This window comes from Thermodesulfobacteriota bacterium (assembly GCA_035325995.1).
GTDB lineage: Bacteria > Desulfobacterota_D > UBA1144 > Nemesobacterales > UBA2774 > JADLGH01.
In genome coordinates this window covers 375,956-394,381 of the sequence record DAOKYU010000002.1, presented here as the reverse complement: position 1 = coordinate 394,381, position 18,426 = coordinate 375,956, and the positions used below count along the sequence as shown (strand labels likewise).

The following is an 18,426-nucleotide window of genomic DNA, read 5'->3' as shown; positions in this document are numbered from 1 at the left end:
TGCCATACCTTCGAAAAAACTCTTCAACCTCGGCGTCCGTCGCAAACTCACCACCGCGAGCCGCCTCTACCCCTTTACGGATATGCTCCAACTGCCATTCACTAACCTCATTTGTCACATTTCCAAAACATATCTTTTTCATAAAGTTCGTGCAGCGGTCGCCGCAATGTGACCGGCAAAGCTTGTAACAAAAGCCCTTAAGCTTGTCAGATCGCTTAATTCTTCGTAATAACCGGTATCCATTGCAGTTTTCGGAGAACGAATGAAGGCAGTTGCGGTATATAGCTGTTCCTGGATTAGCTTGCGGCAAAGAATATCATAGCGATCAGCTATTGATGCTCCTTTGAATTCCGGGAACATCGGAAAGCGTAGAGAGACATTTCCACCAACAGGGACTCGCGATTCTATTGAATCTTCGAGCATAATTAACCACCCGAGAAATGGCCTCGGAGCTTCGCGACCAAAGGCTCCCTCCCTGTATGCAGTCCAGAAATCATGGGCCGAACCAATGGCTTCTTCAGCACGATTGTTGAAATTTTTGCCAAATGAACCAACTTGGCTTTTAAATTCAAGAGCAGCTACAAGCTGGCCTTTGTGTATAACCACCATATCCCATAATTTCGTCGGGCGAAAAAACCCGGGCAAAGTCACAACACCCCGCTTATAATATACTTCTGCATTTACGAGCCCATTCGCCTTAACTAAGTGCAACATTAAAACAATGAATCCATTCATATTGTTGCCGGCTGTCACACTGGCGCGTTCACCTTGATCCGATTTCCCAGACTCTATCTGTTTCTGTTTCGCTTTTTCCCTATTCCCCCAAAAAGCCTGAACAGCTTCAGACGCATTTTTCTCATAATCTGCAAGATCGATGCTCATAAGGCTTCTATAATCTTTAGGACTTAAATTTCTTCACAAAGGATATCTCACTATCCGACAAACCATAAAGACCAAAAATCAAATCCTCACATCGGTCAATATTACCGTTTTCAGCAGCTACTATAAGCCTATTTCTGGAATCTGAGGAAATTTCAGACCATTTAGGTAATCGAATACGACGGAGATGCTGGGCTTGATAGCGTAGATAGTCACCTCGCATACGAGTTGAGTATGCCGAAACAAACATTTGAGCAATCCCGGATAGTAATACTGTGCGAAGTACCTTTAAATTCCATTCATGAGATAAAATGTAATACAAATTATGGTGCGGGTAGAATTTGCCAGATTCATAAATGATATGAAGAGTTCCCTTTATATCAGGAATCAAAAGTTTAGGAATCCCGGCTAAATGGGGATAAATCCGATCTATGGTCCGGTACCATTTTTCCGGCGATCTCCTGGCAATGTGCCTTTTCAGAATCAGCTCTTTTCTGCTCTCCAGGTATTTTTTCAGCTTGGGATAGTTTTCCAAGTCAACCAGACCACCGTTATCAGCAAAGGTATTAATAACACCCAATCCGTGCCATTCTATAGCCTCATTACGGATATCCTTGGTTGTTACCAAAGCCAGTTTCCTGTCGGCCTCAACATCCATCTCATCGTATGAATTTATAAATACTTTATCAAGCCCTGTAGCAACCCCGATACCGACCCGGCAACCAGACTTTTCCAAATCCGGGAACCCTTCCTCCAAACGTCGTATCAAGGATAAATACTCGGCGGATTGGACCAGCCATGGTTGGGAACCTGATGCAACATTGGCCATAGATCTTATTACGTCATCACCACCCTCTTCTTCATCTGAAAGAAGAGTTTTAGCTAATAGCTTCAATTTTGAGCTGTCAATTTCAGGCCTATGATAAATTTTAGTTTTGCTTCCTTTTCCATTAACTATTACAGTTATTGCAGGGTAGGCATCTACTTCAGTATGGAAAGCAGGTGTATTCACCATGTCAACATATATTTTTAGATGAAAACGATCAGCTATCATCTTTCTTAAGGAGCTCCCATATCGATTTTTCATCCATCTATCAGAGCAAATAAATCCAAGAGTGCCTTTACGGGAAAGATGCAACAACGATTTTTCTATAAAAGGAATATAAATATCAGCACGGTCATAAATTGTGGTATAACGTTTTTTATATTCCTTCAACAATACTTCCGGTATCGTTTCTTGACGTATATAGGGTGGGTTTCCTACTACAAAATCGAATTTGAGATTGAACGATTGTAGCAGATAATCTCCGCAAATTAGCCATGAATCTACTATATCCCTGCTTTGTTCCTCATCAAAATCATTCCGAAGCAAATTTAAAATTTTTTTCTTGGCTCTTTCAAAAGAAACTTTGTTTAATTCGACACCCCTTACAGCATCCTTCAAGAGAGTATATTTCCCGGCCTCATGATGCATTTTGTACGACTTAATCAACCTCTCTATTGCGGGAATTAAGAAATCGCCCTCTCCAAAAGAGGGTTCCAGCAAGCCAAATTTATAGAGAGGTTTATTCTGTACGTACTCAATTAGGTCAAGGAGAAAATCAACCACTTCTTTCCGCGTATAGATGGCTCCGCGATCTTCGACACCCGACTCGGACATCAATTGTATAGCTTCATTGAGCGAATCAGTGTTTTGGTTTTGAGCCTGAAATAATGGAAGTGTAGAAGAATACTCCATTTCAGTTAATCATTTTACAATACAAAGGACGGATAATGCGATAGGAAAGAAATATTAATTGCTCCCCCCTCACCCGCACTCCCCGCAAACCCCATGCAAATACAGCCTCCCCGAGTCCACGCGAACATTATCCAGGCTCGACTTCTCCGGGTCGACCTCGTAATCGAACCCCTTAAGGTATATGTCCGTCACCTTCCCGCACTTGTCGCAGACGAAGTGGTGGTGCTCCTCTAGATTCGTGTCGTACCTCATCGACGGCCCGCCGAGGTCTAAATGCGTAAGGAGCCCCGCCTCCACAAGCTGCTCCATGTTCCTGTAGACTGTCGCCGGCGACAGCATCGGATGCTCCGCGCTAGCCTGCTTATATATGTCGTCCACGGTCAGGTGCTGATCCGCGGCGGCCAGTATGTTGAATATGGCCATCCTCTGGGGCGTCAGCTTTAGCCCCCTTTCCTTCGACATATCCATCAACATTTCGAGCCTTTTGGCTCTTCCCATGTGTGTCCTTCTCATGAATAAATAGTTTACCAGCGCGATTTTTAAATGTAAATGCGAAAATTACTTAGATGAGAATAATTACCACTTGATAATAGCTCACAATCAGCTACCATTATTCTTGCTATATAATTAATGAAAATCACTCAATAAGGAGGTTAAATCGATCATGACGAACATCGGAATTGACGACAAGAACAGAGACCAGGTCGGGAAGATTTTAAACAGGGTCCTAGCTGACGAATACGTGCTCTACACGAAAACGAGGGGCTACCACTGGAACGTAGTAGGCCCCCAGTTCAACGACCTTCACAAGTTTTTCGAAGGCCAGTACGAAGAGCTCCAGGACATCATCGACGACGTCGCCGAAAGGGGCAGGTCCATAGGCGTTCACGCCCTCGGCTCCCTCCAGGAGATGCTCGACGAGAAGTCCCTCGAAGAGGACACCACCAAGGGTGCGGACTCCAAGCACATGCTAAGGTCCCTCCTCTCCGACCACGAGGCCATCATCCGGAAGCTCCGCGTCGATCTCGAAAAGGCCGCCGAGAAGCACAAGGACATGGGCACGAGCGACTTCCTCACGGGGCTCATGGAAAAGCACGAAAAGATGGCGTGGATGCTGAGGTCCAATCTCGAAGATTAAGCTTTTCACGGCCGCTCCCTGGTAAGGCAAACGCCTGCCGGGGCGGTTTCCACGGGATCGCGAGCCCCGCGCCGGCCTGAATGGCTCGGCAAAAGCCCGGGTTACCGCGTCCATCCTCCATTTGGTATAATAAACAGGCGTGGACACCGTCCGCCCGCCCTTCCGGCAATGGACCGCCGGCCCGGGCAAGGAGAAACACCATGGGAATGAAAAAGATCATCGGCATTAAAAAGGACGAGCCCGATCAGGGCGTCAGCTTCAAGAAGATAGAAAAGGACAGGCCGGTCAAGTCGGAAATCACCGAAGAAGAGGTCTACCAGTCCCTCATGAACGTCTACGACCCCGAGATACCCGTCAGCATAGTAGACCTCGGGCTCATTTACGACGTCCAGATTTCCTCCGGCAACAACGTCAACATCAAGATGTCCCTCACGACGCCCGGCTGCGGCATGGGGGCAATGATAGCGAGCCAGGCCGAGCAGGCCGTAAAAGACCTCGGAGCCAACAACGTCCTCGTCGAAGTCGTCTGGGATCCGCCCTGGAACCCCGACATGATGTCCGACGAAGCGAAACAGAAGCTCGGAATCGCCTGACAGATCGCACAAATCTCATATAAGGAGTGTGGAACAGTTTAATGGAGCTTAGCCCCGACGGAATCCGGAGTGTGCTCAAGACAGTCAAGTACCCCGGATTCACAAGAGACATCGTATCCTTCGGCATCGTAAAGAACATCAAGGTGGAGGGCAGCAGCGTCGAAATATCCCTCGTCCTCCCCAAACCCGACAGCAAGCTCGAATCGGAGATAACGGAATCCGTCAGGAACAGGATTCTCGAAACCCCGGGCGTGGGCGACGTCAGCATACGCATCGCTGCCCGCGAGCCCAGGCCCGCCCCCGGCCAGGGGCCTGCCCGGGCCGAAGCCCAGTCGAAGCTTCCCAAGGTGAAATACTACATCGCCGTCGCCAGCGGCAAGGGCGGCGTCGGCAAATCGACGGTCGCCGTTAACCTCGCCGTTGCCATCGCGAAGAAGCGGAAGAACGTCGGCCTCATGGACGCCGACATATGGGGCCCCAGCCTCCCGATAATGCTCGGAATCACCGACAGGCCGCACGCCACCGAAGAAAACAAAATCATCCCGCTCGAAAAACACGGCCTCAAGCTCATGTCCATAGGGTTTCTCATAAGCGACGACGAAACCGTCATCTGGCGCGGCCCCATGGTGCACGGCGCGATAAAGCAGTTCATCGAAGACGTCGAATGGGGCGACACCGAATACCTGGTCATCGACCTCCCCCCGGGGACGGGCGACGCCCAGCTCTCCATAGTCCAGACGGCCCCCCTCACCGGCGGCCTCATCGTCACGACGCCCCAGGACGTCGCTCTCGTCGACGTAAAGCGCGGGGTCAACATGTTCCGGAAGCTGAACGTCCCGATAATCGGCATAGTCGAGAACATGAGCTACCTCGACGTCCCCGGCACAGAGCCCGTGGACATATTCGGGCGCGGCGGCGGCAGGCGCATGGCCGAGAAATTCGAGGTGCCTTTCCTCGGCGAAATACCCCTCGACCCGCGTATACGAAAGGGCGGCGACTCCGGCGTTCCGATAGTCGAATCCGATCCCGGCACGGCGGCCGGAAAGGCGTTCGACGCCCTGGCCGACATAGTCCTCGAAGCGGTCGAAAGCTCCGGGAAATAGCGGCGGCGCTCCCCGCCGGGCGCCCCCCGGACCGGCTTGACGAAGCCCTTCGGATGATTATTTTATGAGTATAAAATCATCCACAAGGAGGGAATTATCATGAGATATCTAAGGACTTTCGATCCCTTGAGAGATTTCGGTTCCCTTCAGGAGCGCATCAACAGGCTTTTCGACGATACGCTCGGCAGGGTATCCGAAGGGGAGGAAATGGCTAAAGGGGCGTGGGCGCCGGCAGTGGACATCCACGAAACCGGGGACGGCTACACGGTTACGGCCGACCTCCCCGGAGTGAAGAAAGAGGACATAGAAGTAGACCTCAAGGACGGCACGCTCACCATCAAGGGCGAGAAGAAGTTCGAGGAAAAGACCCCCAAGGAAAACTACATCCGCATCGAGAGGTCCTACGGCAAGTTCGTCAGGAGCTTCGTCCTTCCGAATAACGCCGAACCCGACGAGATCAAGGCGTCTTACAAGGACGGGTCACTCGAGCTTCATATACCGAAGAAAGAAGAGGCCAGGCCCAGGCAGATCAAAATTGACGTTAACTGAGTTTATGGCTATTCTGTCCCTGACCTTCGCCGGGGCAGGGACAGGATAGCCTCTGAAAGAATATGGCGACGACTACCAAAGACTACTACAGCATCCTCGGCGTATCCAAAAACGCCACGAAGGAAGAGATAAAGAAGGCCTACAGGGCGCTTGCAAGGAAGTACCATCCGGACCTCAACCCCGGGAACAAGGAATACGAAGAAAAGTTCAAGGAAGTCCAGGAAGCCAACGAAGTCCTGTCCAACGAGGAGAAGCGTAAGGCGTACGACATGTTCGGCAGCGCCGAGTTCAGGCCCGGCGGACGGACTACCTGGCGGCGCGCGGGCGACGCCGGCGGGGGAGCCCCGGGCGGCGGCCGTCAGTACGAGTACACCTACAGCGGCGACGACTTCCCCGGCTTCGAAGAGATATTCAAGGACATTTTCGGATTCTCGGGCGGCGAGGCGAGGCAGGGAAGATCGAGGACCGAGGGCTTCCGCGACCTCTTCAACAGCGCCCGTGAAAGAACCGCCCACGCAAGGGACATCGAGCACCAGCTCGAGGTGGATTTCGACACCGCGATAAAAGGCGGCATCAGGGACCTTTCCATCAGCCGCGGCGCCGATATGGAGCAGATCACCGTCAAGATACCCGCCGGCGTCGATAACGGCTCGCGTATACGCGTAAAGGGCAAGGGCGAGGCATCGGGCGGCGCCAAGGGCGACCTCTACCTCAGGATCAAGGTAAGGCCGCATCCAATCTTCAGACGCAAGGGCGACGACATCCACCTCGAAGTCCCCGTCTCCATATACGAAGCCGCCCTCGGGAAGAAGATCGAGGTCCCGACGATCGACGGCACGGCCGAGCTCACGCTCCCGGCCGGGGTGCAGAACGGCGCCAGACTCAGGCTCAAGGGCAAGGGCGTCACCAACCTCAAGACAAAGGCCAGGGGCGACCAGTACATCGAGATAAAGCTCGTCATGCCCGACAAGATAACCGAAGAAGAAAAAGCGAAATTCGAAGAGCTCGAAAAGGCCCGGCCCTATAACCCGCGGACGGGATTCGAGAGATATATGAGATAAACGGGCGCGGCGCACATGTGCCCCGGCCTGAAAACACCATAAAAGGAGCTGACGGAGAAATGGCTAACGAAGATAATAAAAAGCAGTCCCCCGGAGAGTTCACCATGGACTTCTCGGCGTTCATACTGTCGCTTAACGCCTCTTCGCTCATTCACATGGGCGAAATCCCCGATCCACATCTCAGGGAAAGGCACGTCGATATATCCGCCGCGAAGCACACCATAGACATCCTGGAGCTTCTAAAGGAAAAAACGGTTGGGAACCTCGACGAGGGCGAGGACAAGCTCCTCGACGACATACTCTACAACCTCAGGCTGAAATACGTCCAGCACTCACAGGGCAGGAAATAACGGCCCCCTACGACTTTCCGGTCACAGCCTCCTTGTACCCGGGACAACCCCTCAGAATCTCGTAGGTATTTGCGATCACGGTATCGACGCCCTCCTCTCCGACCACCTTTCTAAGGACCGATAGTCCGTCAGAGACGACGGGATTCCTGTGCCGCGTCGAATGGGCGTCCGAAGCGACGAAATGCACGGCGCCCAGCTTCGCAAGCTCGATGGAGCACTTCTTCGCCGAATCTCCGAAGCCGCCCGTAAGGCTCCCCGCTGTTATCTGGACCAGGGCCCCCGAGTTCACGAAATCGAGTATCCTCTTCGGCGAGCCCTGAAACTCCCTGTTTCTTTCGGGGTGCGCCAGCACGGCCTTCTTCCCCCGCGTCTCGATGCCGAATATAACATCTTCCAGCCCCATCGGCAGCGAGTAAAACGGTATCTCTATCAAAACGAAATCCCCCTCGGCGAGAGGGAGTACCTGTCCGTCCGATATTACGCGCGGGAGGTCGGGGATTATCCCTATCTCCATGCCCGGATAGGCCGTGAAATCTATCCCCTCGGCGCGGAGCCTCTCGTTCATCTCGGCGACGAGAGAGACTACGGTCCCCGGGGCGGGCTGCCACGTCGTACCCTGTATCCAGTGAGGGGTCATGACGGCGCCCTCGACGCCGTCCGAAACGGCCATCCTCGCCATCTCCATGGTTTCCTCCCAGCTTTTCGAGCCGTCGTCTATGTTCGGAAGGAAGTGGCAGTGTATGTCTATCATTCTAACAATTATATCTGACAGTTACCTGCCGTAAACTATTCTTAATTTACAGGCACTTCCGCCGCCATTATAATTAGAGCGTCCGTGCGGCAAGGCGACGCGCGGACGAGGCGGCCCTAATCCGATGCCGATAAACGAGATTCTTGAGAAGATCGCGGGGAAACGCATTCTCGTAGCGGGGGACCTCATGCTCGACCGCTACGTCAGGGGAACGGCCGAAAGGATATCCCCCGAAGCGCCGGTTCCCGTTTTGAAGGTAAGGGAGGAGACGTCCTCCCCCGGCGGGGCCGGAAACGTCGCCCTCAACCTCCTCGTCCTCGGTGCGCGCGTCGAGATCGCCGGCGCCGTGGGCAAAGACCCCGAAGGCGCAGAGCTCGTCCGCGAGTTAGGGGCGAACGGCGCAGGTACAGCCTCGATAATCACAATCACTGACAGACCGACGACGACGAAAACGAGGCTCATCTCCGGCACATCCCAGATAGCCCGGATGGACAGGGAGACATCCTCGCCCCTTCCGAAGAAGATAGAAAAGCAGCTCGCCGCTTCAATAAAGAAAACCATCTCGAAATGGAAGCCCCACGCCGTAATAATCTCCGACTACGACAAGGGAACGGTGACGGAGGGCCTCGTCAAAGGGATACTGAAACTCGCGGACAAGGCCGGGATATTCGTCTCCGCCGACCCGAAGGGCCTCGACTTCTCGAAATACCTCGGCGTAGACGCCATAACCCCCAACCTCTCCGAGGCCGAATCGGCGACGGGAATAAAGATCGGTGACGAAGCCTCATTGAAGAAGGCAGCCGGGAGGCTCCTCGATATTACGGGGGCGCACGTCGCCGTCATAACGATGGGCGGGAAGGGAATGAGCTACTTCTCCTCCGACGGCGAGCACGGCTCCGTGCCGTCGCTCGCGAGGGAGGTGTTCGACGTAACCGGGGCCGGCGACACGGCGGTGAGCGTATTCACCCTCGCCTACGTCTCCACGGGCGACCTCCACGCGTCCGTCACGGCGGCGAACGCCGCAGCGGGAATCACCGTCGGCAAGAGCGGGGCCGCATACGTCACCCCCGGCGAGCTCCGCTCCCACTTCGGCGCGGCAGGCGAGGAAGACTCGTCACGCCTGAAAGGCCGTAAAGAGCTCGCGAAGATACTCTCCGGCCTGCGGGCGCGCGGCAGGAAGATCGTTTTCACAAACGGCTGCTTCGACCTCTTCCACGCGGGGCACCTCCGCCTGCTGAACGACGCCCGCAGGCTCGGCGACGTCCTCGTCGTCGCCATAAACAGCGACGACTCGGTCGCGAGGCTGAAGGGCGAGGGGCGTCCATACGTATCCGAGAGCGGCCGCGCCGCGCTCCTCTCCTCGCTCGGCTGCGTCGATTACGTCACCGTCTTCGGCGAGGACACGCCTCTTCGGCTCATAAAAGAGCTCTGCCCCGACGTGCTGGTGAAGGGCGGAGATTACAAACCCGGCGAGGTCGTCGGAAAGGAAATAGTCGAAGAGGCGGGCGGCGAGGTGAAAATAATCCCCCTCACCCCAGGCCTCTCCACTTCTTCGATAGCCCGGAAGATAAAAACCGGGCTCGATAAAAAAGGAAAATGACGCCCGCTGGAGCTCGAAGCAGCAGCGTACCACTGCCGCCACCCGCCGCGCTTCAGATGGTTTTAGCAACTCCTGCGCTACGCTGAAAATCCCTTAATATTGCAAGCCGTGTAAACGGCGCAGCAATACATTCCCGGGCCGTCAAAATTCGCGCACGCCACGCGTGCTGGAATTCGCCGTAGCAGAATTTGAAATTCATAGCAACGCTCGGTCGTCCGTTCTATTTAATCACCTGACTTGCCCCGCCGAAGACATCGAGTGGATGAGCGTTAAGAATCCGATGTGGGGCTGTGGGCCGGTGGAGGATTTAGCGAAGGAACGATGATTTTTAGCAGAATTTTTCCCGGCCCGTGACTTTTGCTACTTTTGGTCAGTCAAAAGTAGAAAACCCTTGCATCATATTTACCAGTTAAGCACCGAACTTCCCTTTCAGCCACTGGAGCCCCCCGGCAGTAAACAATCGAAGTGGTAGCTTCTTGCCAATATCACCTGTCGCACTACCAGTGCCTATAGTTTCCTAACCTGCTACGTCGAGAAACACGCATACGTGTGTGTCATTCCCCACGATTTCGAGCCTGCGAAGAATCTCCACCCTTTTGTCATTTCGAACGAATGTGAGAAATCCTTCCTTTTTCCGTCTTTGCCAGGGAGCGCCCCGCGCGACCGCGGCAATCTTCTTTTAATCCGTCACGATTCCGAGCGCGCGAGGAATCACCACATTTCTGTCATTCCCGAATGCTTGCTTGTCGGTCGAAGCCTTGGCGAAGTCCGAGGCGGAGTCCGATATCGGGAATCCACTTCCGCCAGCGATCCATCAAGAGTTTTGTTACCTCGAACAACGATTCCGAGCGAGGAATCTCCACATATTTGTCATCCCCAAACGCCTTTACTTGCCGCGGCGAAGCCTATGGGCGAAGCCGGATTGGGAATCCAGTCTTTGCCTTTGCTTTCATCCCCCCTTAGGAAAAGGGGGGAGCGAGGGGGGATTTTATTTACACAGCCATTACGCCCCGGCTCGGTGTCTAGTCCTCCCGCCTCAGTTGCAGGCAGTATTCAAATACCGGGTGGAATTTATCCCGAACTCGGACGACGGCGACAATTCGACCACCTTCGCGAACTCCGTGCACGCCCCCGGTGTATTATTCATTTTCAGATAAGCGAGCGCGAGGTTATAGTGCGCCTCCTCGTATGCGTCATAACCGGCTATGGCGAGCTCGAACTCGGTCGCGGCCTGCGCGTACCTTCCCGTCGCCATGTAAAGCTTCCCCGTCTCGTTCCTGGCGTACACGAACGAGGGATTTATCTGGAGCGCCTTGTCGTAATAGTCCTTGGCCTTCACCATGTCGCCCAGGCTGAAATACGCGATCCCGATGTTCGTGTATGCGTTGGCCCTGGCGTCGTAAGCCGGGTCGGCCACGACGGCTTCGCATTCCGAAATCACCTGCTGATACTTTTTCTCGGCCAGGTAAAGCCCGCAGAGGTTAAAGCGCGCGGCGGTATAGGAGGGATTTATTTCGAGCGCCTTTCTGTAACCGTCCGCGGCCTGGGGATAATCCTTCAGCTTGAAATATATCGCGCCCTTTATGAGATAAACCTCGGCGTCCTGATCGTTGAGCTTCCGGGCGGCCTCTATCTCGTCGAGCGCCTGTTTGAAGTTCCCCCGCCTGAAGGAGGCTATGGCGAGCGCCTTCTGGCTCTCGAAATTCACCTGGTTGTCCTCCGGTGTCTCGGTCTTCTTGTTCCCGCCCCCGCAGGACGAAGCCGCAATCACGGTGAATATAGTTAAGAGGAGAAAAAGTTTTTTCATAAGCGCCGCAGGTTATATACCATAGCCTGAACAGGCACGGGAATTCAAGAGGGGTCTGCGACTTTCAACCCTTGGCGCCGCACGCAGCGCCCGGCCGCCGCGTGAGCCTCAGTCGAGCCTCGAAAGCTGGAGGAACGCCGTGAACCTCTTGTCTATCTCCGCCTTTTTAAGCTGCGCGGTCCTCTTTACGCTGAAATCCTCGACGGCGAATGAGGCGATCACGCTCCCGTAGACGACCGCCGTCTTGAGCCCGGCGTTGTCGATGGCCTCATTGGCGGCGATGTAGCCCATGAACCCCCCGGCGAACGAATCCCCCGCGCCCGTCGGGTCTATAACCTCGTCGAGCGGATAGCTCGGGGCCCAGAATATCCCGTCCCTGGAGAACATGAGCGCGCCGTACTCGCCCCGCTTCACGATGAGCACCTTCGGGCCGAGGTCGAGAATGTATCTCGCCGCCTGCGTTATGCTGGCCTTCTTCGCGAGTATCCTCGACTCCGAATCGTTCAGCATCAGAATATCGACGTGCTTTATGACCTCGCGGAGCTCCCCGGGCTTGTTCTCAATCCAGTAGTTCATCGTGTCGCATGCGACGAGCCTCGGTTTCTTCACCTGCTTTAAAACCCTCAGCTGAAGCTCGGGGTCGATGTTGGCGAGAAAAACGAACTCCGTCTCGCTGTACTCTTCCGGGATGACGGGATTGAAATCCTGGAACACGTTCAGATAAGTCCCGAGCGTCTCCGGGTCGCCGAGGTCGTAGCCGTACTTCCCCTCCCACCTGAACGTCTCGCCGCTCTCCCTCGTCACACCCTTGAGATTGATTCCCTTCGCCCTGAAGAGCTCCAGGTGCTCCTCGGGGAAATCCTGCCCCACGACGGCCACTATGCAGACGTCCGTGAACATGCTCGCCGCGAGCGAGAAATACGACGCCGAGCCTCCGAGAACGTTATCTTCTTTTCCGAAAGGCGTCTCCACGGTGTCGAGCGCCATCGAGCCTACAACGAGCAGCTTCATTTTACGTACCTCTTTATGATTATTCCGAGTCTCTCCCTGACTTCGGGCGAAATTGCGTCCGGGGAGGTTATTATCGCGTTCTCGAGCGAGCGCGAGCAGATACAATCCCTTGTTTCGGATATCGCCGTCACGACGCTCGCGACCACCCTCCGCGCGAGCTCGACGTTCCGGTTCACGGTCGCGATGATGTCGTCCACCGTGACGTCGCCGTGCCCTTCGTGCCAGCAGTCGTAGTCCGTCGAAAGGGCGAGCGTAGCATAACAAATCTCCGCCTCCCTCGCAAGCCTGGCCTCGGGCATGTTCGTCATTCCTATGACGTCCACACCCCATTTTCTGTACGTCTCGCTCTCCGCGCGCGACGAGAACTGCGGCCCCTCCATGCAGATATAGGTCGCCCCCGTGTGAACCGTGGCCCCCTCCCCTTTCGCCGTTTCCGCAAGGATACGCGAAAGCTCGGGGCAGACAGGGTCGGCCATGGATACGTGCGCCGCTATACCGCCCTCGAAAAATGTCGACGGCCGCGATTTCGTGTGATCGTAGAACTGCGAAGGGACGACGATGTGCCCCGGCTCTATCTCCTCCCTCATGCTCCCGACGGCGCTCACGGATACGATCCACTCCGCGCCCAGCTTCTTCATGGCGTATATGTTCGCCCTGTAGTTTATATCCGAGGGTGAGAGCGTATGCCCCTTCCCGTGCCGGGGGAGGAACGCGAGACGCACGCCCGAAAGCTCGCCGACGGTGAATTCGTCAGACGGCTTCCCCCACGGCGTATCGACGCTCACCCTCTCCACGTTCGAGAGCCCTTCTATCGCGTAGAGGCCGCTCCCGCCTATGATCCCTATGGTCTTCATATCTATCGCTATCTCCGGTAAGTGCTTTCAAAAGCGAGATAATATAACTGAACCCGGTCCGATTAAGAAGACTACCTCGCCGGCATGTCGAGACTCCGCCCGAGCCCGGCAGAAAGCGCGGCCCTGTAAGCGTGCTCGGCGACGGCCAGGTCCTCGACGGCGACGCCGACCGATTTGAAGAGCGTTATGTCCTCCCCCGATATCCTCCCGGCCGCCTTCCCGGCTACTATCTCCCCGAGCTCGACGAGATTTCGCCACTGAAGCTTCCCCTTCTCGACGAGCGGCAGAAGCTCGCCCGCTTCCATCCTCGACTGCTCCCGCGACTCGACGGCGATTATGCGCGCGCTCATGGCGGCCCGCTCGTCTATCTCGCGCTTGAAGAGGAAATTCCCCCCTATGGCGTTCACGTGCACGCCCTTTTCGAGCCACGCCCCGTGGAGCACGGGCTCGAACGCCGTCGTCGAGGTTACGATGCAGTCCGCCCCCGAAACGGCCTCGCGCGGATTTTCGACCGGCGAAACGGGCACTCCGAGCGTCTCCTCCATCTCCCGCGAAAAACTCTTCCGCCGCTCGGCGTTCCTCCCGTAAACGAACACGCGCTTCACGTCCCTCACGGCGGCGACGCCCATGAGCTGCCCCCTCGCCTGGTACCCCGGGCCGAATATGCCCACCGTCGAGGAATCCCCCCGCGCCATATACTTCGTCGCGACGCCCGTCGTTGCCCCCGTCCTCATCATGCCGAGGTAGTTGGCGTCGATAACCGCCAGCAGCCTTCCCGTCTCGATGTCGTGGAGAAAAACGCGGAACTTTGCCCCTTCGCTCGACGAGGTATACGCCTTGTATCCCATGACGCCCAGGTAAGGCAGCGCCCCCGCGAGCAAGTGCAGCATGGCCGAGTGAGTCCTCACCCTCTGCCTCGGGTTGTTGATGGTCCCCCCTAGACCGTCCTGCCTGAACATCTCTTCCAGCACGCGGACGGCGTCCGGCATGGTCAGGACCTGCTTCACGTCGTCTTCGCCGAGGAAAAGCACCATGGAGCACCCTCCTGAAAAGGTGTCAAAGCCTAATTCTAACACCGTTAACGTTTTTAAGGAACCGGCCCTTTCCCAACCGGCCCCGCCGTTGATTTCGAGAGGGGCGGGAGTAACATATAAGCTCCGGGAACACCCATATGAGCCCCGAAGAGAGCGAGCGGAAAAATAAAGAGCCTGGAAACGCACTCCACTCCGTGCCGTTCGGCGAAGCTCTCAGGGTATGGGTAAGGGTAGCGCTCCTCAGCTTCGGCGGCCCGGCAGGGCAGATAGCCGTCATGCACCGGATCCTCGTCGAGGAAAAACGCTGGCTCAGCGAAAGCCGCTTCCTCCACGCGCTCAACTACTGCATGCTCCTCCCCGGCCCCGAGGCCCAGCAGCTCGCGACCTACGTCGGCTGGCTCCTCCACAAAACCAGGGGCGGTCTCACGGCGGGCGTGCTGTTCATCCTCCCCGGCTTCGTCTCGATACTCGTCCTCAGCATGCTCTACGCCTCGTACAGGCAATCGACAATCGTCGAGGCGATATTCTTCGGCATAAAACCGGCGGTCATGGCCGTCGTCGTCGAGGCCGTGATACGCATAGGCGGGCGCACGCTCAAAAACAACGTCATGATCCTCCTCGCGGCGGCGGCATTCGTCGCGATATTCCTCTTCGGCGTCCCCTTCCCCCTCATAATCCTCTTCGCGGCCGCGATGGGCTTCGCAGGGGGACGCATGGGCATGCACGGAATCTTTAACACCGCACACGAGGAGGAGCCCGAAGACGCGAACGGGAACGGGTTCGTCATCACGGCCGCAGCCGCCAATCACACGCGCCCCACCGTCGGCCGCGCCGTCAGGCTTATAGCCGTAATGTCCCTCCTCTGGCTCGGCCCGATAGCGATAATCGCCGCGGTACTGGGTAGAGGCAGCATATTCGCCGAGGAAGGGCTATTCTTCAGCAAGGTCGCCGTCGTCACCTTCGGCGGGGCCTACGCCGTCCTCGCCTACATCACACAGCAGGCCGTCGGCACCTACGGCTGGCTCAATCCGGGCGAGATGCTCGACGGCCTCGGCATGGCCGAGACGACGCCCGGCCCGCTGATACAGGTCGTCCAGTTCGTCGGTTTCATGGGGGCGTACAGGAACCCGGGGCCCTTCGACCCCCTGACGGCCGGCATAATCGGCTCCGTCGTGACGACGTGGGTGACGTTCGTCCCCTGCTTCCTCTGGATATTCCTCGGCGCGCCCTATATCGAAAACCTCCGCGGCAATAAATCCCTCGGGAGCGCACTATCGGCCATCACGGCCGCCGTCGTGGGCGTTATACTCAACCTCGCCGTCTGGTTCTCGATCCACACTATGTTCGGCGAGGTGAACGAGATGCGCACATTCGGCATGACGCTCCACGTCCCCGTGTGGGAGACGGTCGATCCCGCGTCAGTCGCCATAGCCGCCGGGGCATTCGTGCTCATATTCTTATTCCGGCTCGGCATGATACCGACCCTCGCCCTCTCCGCCGCGGCAGGGCTCGCATGGCGCTATCTGGTTGTCTAGTATCCGGTTTTGTCCGGCGGGGAATAAACGGTTTTCAGGGTTTTTCAGCTACTGCGGCCCCGGCTCCACGACAAATATAACCCGCGTCTGCCCGCCGTAGGGTAAAGTGAAGCGCATCTTCTCCACGAGCCTGTACCGCGCGTGCACTCCCTCGCCGGCCTGCTCCCACTCCTCCTCTCCCCTCCTCCCGCGCATGAGGATAATGCTCCCGCCCGGGCCGAGGTATGGCTCGCTCAGGGCGAGGACTTCCTTCACACCGCTCACCGCCCGCGAGATCACGCGCGGGAACGCCCCGCGCGGAACGCCGTTCGATTCGTCCTCCGCCCTCCCCCACACGGCCCTTATCCCGGTAAGGCCGAGCTCCCTTATCACCTCGTTCATGAACGCCGTCTTCTTGTGGACGGATTCCACGAGCGTGACGTCGAGCTCCGGCATAGCGATCTTGAGAGGTATCCCCGGGAACCCCGCGCCCGACCCTATGTCGAGGAGGCTCCCCGCACCGCGTACGAACTTCGCCGCCGAGAGCGAATCCAGGAAATGGCTCACCGCGATCTCTCCGTCGTCCTTAAGGGCGGTGAGATTTATACACCGATTCCACGCCTTCAGGATTTCGAGGTAGCGGACGAACTTCCCCGTGTCCTCCCTCGAAAGGCTCACGCCGAACCCTGCGGCTCCCTCTTCGAGCATCCTTTCCACGCTCATCCGGGGCTCCTTACGAGCATCGGGTGAGCGACGACGATGCTGGGCTTACCCTTTCGCACCCTCACCCTGCCCGTAACCTCTATCTCCTTCCCCTCGTAATCTTTTGCCGGATCGATGCCGAAAAACTCGAAATTGCCGAAGTCGTCCGGGAATATGACGACCTCGAGCTCGTCCTCGACGTCGAGGACGAGGACGTTCCTAGACTTCCTCGCGCCGGTAACCTTCCCGCGCACGACCACGCGCTTTCCCTCGTACCGCTCCGCCTTGCCGGGATCGACGACGAAATCCCCGTTCCCCGGGGGCGGCGCGAGCGTATCGAGGTCCCCCCATATGCCCTTTCGCTTCTGCCTTGCTTCGGCGGCCGCTTCCATAAGTAAATCCTCGTGCCTCCTGTTGGGCTCTATGACGAGCGGCGACGCGAGCCCCGCCCTCAGCATCTCGCCGCTCACGAAAACGCCGTCTGCGTAAACGTAGGCGAGGAGCCTCCCGTAAACGTCGTACTTCTCCTCGTCGAATTCGAGCCTCACATCCTTACCCGCGACGAGCTTCCTGTTGAATTCCTTCGCCTCCGCCCCCAGCGGGTCCCCGGGCGAATCCGGCCACGCGAGCTCCGGCGTGTCTATCCCGAGGTACCTCACCCTGCTCTTCATGCCGTCGTCCACGACTATCGTGTCGCCGTCGACGACGTCCAGAACCCGCACCGTCCCGGTGTCGGGCCCAGTCGCCTGCCGCTCGTTGTAGAAATGAAAAACGGCGGCGAGAACTACAAAAACGAGAATGAAAACTATCTTTCTTTCGGGTTTCAAAACCGGCGCGCTCCTGACCTTTTCCGCTCCATGCGTACAGAGTAAAGCCTTAGGCCGGGCGTCTTACTCCCCGGGCTCGTCCCCTGATTCCTCTCCGGCTTCCTCCGTATCCCCCGATTCCTCCGCCGCGTCCCCGATTTTCGCAAGCGCCTTCCTGCCGAACGTGAGGAATCCCGTATGGCTGACCATCCTCTCCTCGGGCCTCGTCTTCCCGTATGCGACCCGAATGTGCCTCACTAAAACCTCCACGGTCTGGAGGAAAACGAACCCGTGCGAATCGAGGATACCCGCCGCCTTTTCCACCTGGTTATACGTCGGCGAAAGGCTCGCTATCCGGCCCCCGCCGCGAAGCGCCCGCGCGGCGGCCGGTATGCCGTCCCACGGCGACGGAAGGTCGAGCGCGACCACGTCAACGCCCGTCTCGTCGAACCCGTCGCCCGCTTCTCTCAGCTTGAACTCTACAATATCCCCGTACCCCGCGGCCTCGACGTTTCGCTTCGCGTTTTCGAGGAACCTCTCGCTCCTGTCGTACGTATAAACCTTCCCCCCGGGCGCTACGGCATTGGCGAGGGCGATCGTGAGCGAGCCCGACCCCGCGCCGCACTCGATCACGCGCATCCCCGGCTTTATGCCCGTCTTCATTATGATTATCGCCGCGTCCTTGGGGTAGATTATCTGCGTGAACCGCTTCACCTTCATCATGCGGTCTTCTAGCGTCGGCTCCAGGACCAGGAAAGGATGCTTCAGGTTCGAATATATCGCGCTCCCGTATTCGAGCCCTATGGCGTCCCCCAGGGTGAGCTCCCCAAGGTGAGTGCTCATCCGCTTCCCCTCTTCGACAGTGACCAGGTAAGTCTTCTTGTCGGGGGTGTAAATAAGTACCGTATCTCCGTTTTTTATATTCATTCCAGCGCT

19 protein-coding genes are annotated in these 18,426 nt (G+C 56.7%); 8 read left to right on the top strand and 11 right to left on the bottom strand.

Annotated elements, in window-relative coordinates; translation table 11 throughout:
- Positions 1-138 precede the first annotated feature (138 nt).
- The 3 genes from PKC29_04685 to PKC29_04675 form a co-directional block, all read right to left on the bottom strand.
- Positions 139-882: a PaeR7I family type II restriction endonuclease gene (locus tag PKC29_04685; protein ID HML94709.1), complete on the bottom strand. Its 744-nt coding sequence runs from the start codon at positions 880-882 to the stop codon at positions 139-141.
- A 16-nt stretch (positions 883-898) separates the two neighbouring features.
- The gene (locus PKC29_04680) at positions 899-2,617 is read right to left on the bottom strand and encodes an Eco57I restriction-modification methylase domain-containing protein (GenBank protein ID HML94708.1); all 1,719 of its coding nucleotides are present in this window, start codon (positions 2,615-2,617) and stop codon (positions 899-901) included.
- Between the two features lie 69 nt (positions 2,618-2,686).
- Positions 2,687-3,115, bottom strand: a complete 429-nt coding sequence (locus PKC29_04675; protein HML94707.1) for a Fur family transcriptional regulator — start codon at positions 3,113-3,115, stop codon at positions 2,687-2,689.
- 166 nt (positions 3,116-3,281) lie between these two features.
- Between PKC29_04675 and PKC29_04670 the strand changes: the two genes are divergently transcribed.
- The 6 genes from PKC29_04670 to PKC29_04645 all read left to right on the top strand — a co-directional run bounded on the left by PKC29_04670 (position 3,282) and on the right by PKC29_04645 (position 7,411).
- A complete protein-coding gene (locus PKC29_04670; GenBank protein HML94706.1) occupies positions 3,282-3,755 on the top strand; it encodes a DNA starvation/stationary phase protection protein in 474 nt (157 codons plus the stop codon).
- Positions 3,756-3,955: 200 nt separating this feature from the next.
- The gene (locus PKC29_04665; GenBank protein HML94705.1) at positions 3,956-4,348 is read left to right on the top strand and encodes a metal-sulfur cluster assembly factor; all 393 of its coding nucleotides are present in this window, start codon (positions 3,956-3,958) and stop codon (positions 4,346-4,348) included.
- A gap of 41 nt (positions 4,349-4,389) precedes the next feature.
- Complete coding sequence (locus PKC29_04660; GenBank protein ID HML94704.1) at positions 4,390-5,451, top strand: Mrp/NBP35 family ATP-binding protein; 1,062 nt, start codon at positions 4,390-4,392, stop codon at positions 5,449-5,451.
- 99 nt (positions 5,452-5,550) lie between these two features.
- Entirely contained in the window at positions 5,551-6,000 is a 450-nt protein-coding gene (locus PKC29_04655; protein HML94703.1) for an Hsp20/alpha crystallin family protein, read from the top strand.
- A 62-nt stretch (positions 6,001-6,062) separates the two neighbouring features.
- Positions 6,063-7,061, top strand: a complete 999-nt coding sequence (locus PKC29_04650) for a DnaJ C-terminal domain-containing protein (GenBank protein HML94702.1) — start codon at positions 6,063-6,065, stop codon at positions 7,059-7,061.
- A gap of 59 nt (positions 7,062-7,120) precedes the next feature.
- Positions 7,121-7,411, top strand: coding sequence for a DUF1844 domain-containing protein (locus PKC29_04645; GenBank protein ID HML94701.1), 291 nt, complete (start codon positions 7,121-7,123; stop codon positions 7,409-7,411).
- A gap of 7 nt (positions 7,412-7,418) precedes the next feature.
- Here PKC29_04645 and PKC29_04640 read toward each other — a convergent pair whose 3' ends face one another.
- Complete coding sequence (locus tag PKC29_04640) at positions 7,419-8,162, bottom strand: hypothetical protein (protein HML94700.1); 744 nt, start codon at positions 8,160-8,162, stop codon at positions 7,419-7,421.
- Positions 8,163-8,286: 124 nt separating this feature from the next.
- Between PKC29_04640 and rfaE2 the strand changes: the two genes are divergently transcribed.
- Positions 8,287-9,762, top strand: a complete 1,476-nt coding sequence (rfaE2, locus tag PKC29_04635; protein ID HML94699.1) for a D-glycero-beta-D-manno-heptose 1-phosphate adenylyltransferase — start codon at positions 8,287-8,289, stop codon at positions 9,760-9,762.
- 1,036 nt (positions 9,763-10,798) lie between these two features.
- Here the strand turns inward: rfaE2 and PKC29_04630 are convergent.
- The 4 genes from PKC29_04630 to PKC29_04615 all read right to left on the bottom strand — a co-directional run bounded on the left by PKC29_04630 (position 10,799) and on the right by PKC29_04615 (position 14,468).
- Positions 10,799-11,569, bottom strand: coding sequence for a tetratricopeptide repeat protein (locus PKC29_04630; GenBank protein HML94698.1), 771 nt, complete (start codon positions 11,567-11,569; stop codon positions 10,799-10,801).
- A 108-nt stretch (positions 11,570-11,677) separates the two neighbouring features.
- On the bottom strand, positions 11,678-12,580 hold the full coding sequence (locus PKC29_04625) for a PfkB family carbohydrate kinase (GenBank protein ID HML94697.1): 903 nt from the start codon (positions 12,578-12,580) through the stop codon (positions 11,678-11,680).
- The gene (gene mtnP / locus PKC29_04620; protein ID HML94696.1) at positions 12,577-13,434 is read right to left on the bottom strand and encodes an S-methyl-5'-thioadenosine phosphorylase; all 858 of its coding nucleotides are present in this window, start codon (positions 13,432-13,434) and stop codon (positions 12,577-12,579) included. The genes PKC29_04625 and mtnP overlap by 4 nt, the downstream gene beginning before the upstream one ends.
- Positions 13,435-13,505: 71 nt before the next feature.
- Positions 13,506-14,468, bottom strand: a complete 963-nt coding sequence (locus PKC29_04615) for an ornithine cyclodeaminase family protein (GenBank protein HML94695.1) — start codon at positions 14,466-14,468, stop codon at positions 13,506-13,508.
- Positions 14,469-14,605: 137 nt separating this feature from the next.
- Between PKC29_04615 and chrA the strand changes: the two genes are divergently transcribed.
- Complete coding sequence (gene chrA / locus PKC29_04610; GenBank protein HML94694.1) at positions 14,606-16,003, top strand: chromate efflux transporter; 1,398 nt, start codon at positions 14,606-14,608, stop codon at positions 16,001-16,003.
- Between the two features lie 48 nt (positions 16,004-16,051).
- On the opposite strand, the gene rsmG is transcribed toward chrA, so the two are convergent.
- From rsmG to PKC29_04595, 3 genes are all read right to left on the bottom strand, one after another.
- Positions 16,052-16,705 (bottom strand): 16S rRNA (guanine(527)-N(7))-methyltransferase RsmG, encoded by a 654-nt coding sequence (rsmG, locus tag PKC29_04605; protein ID HML94693.1) that lies wholly within the window; start codon positions 16,703-16,705, stop codon positions 16,052-16,054.
- Positions 16,702-17,511 (bottom strand): thermonuclease family protein, encoded by an 810-nt coding sequence (locus PKC29_04600; protein ID HML94692.1) that lies wholly within the window; start codon positions 17,509-17,511, stop codon positions 16,702-16,704. The genes rsmG and PKC29_04600 overlap by 4 nt, the downstream gene beginning before the upstream one ends.
- 63 nt (positions 17,512-17,574) lie before the next feature.
- Entirely contained in the window at positions 17,575-18,417 is an 843-nt protein-coding gene (locus PKC29_04595; protein HML94691.1) for a tRNA (adenine-N1)-methyltransferase, read from the bottom strand.
- Positions 18,418-18,426: the final 9 nt, after the last annotated feature.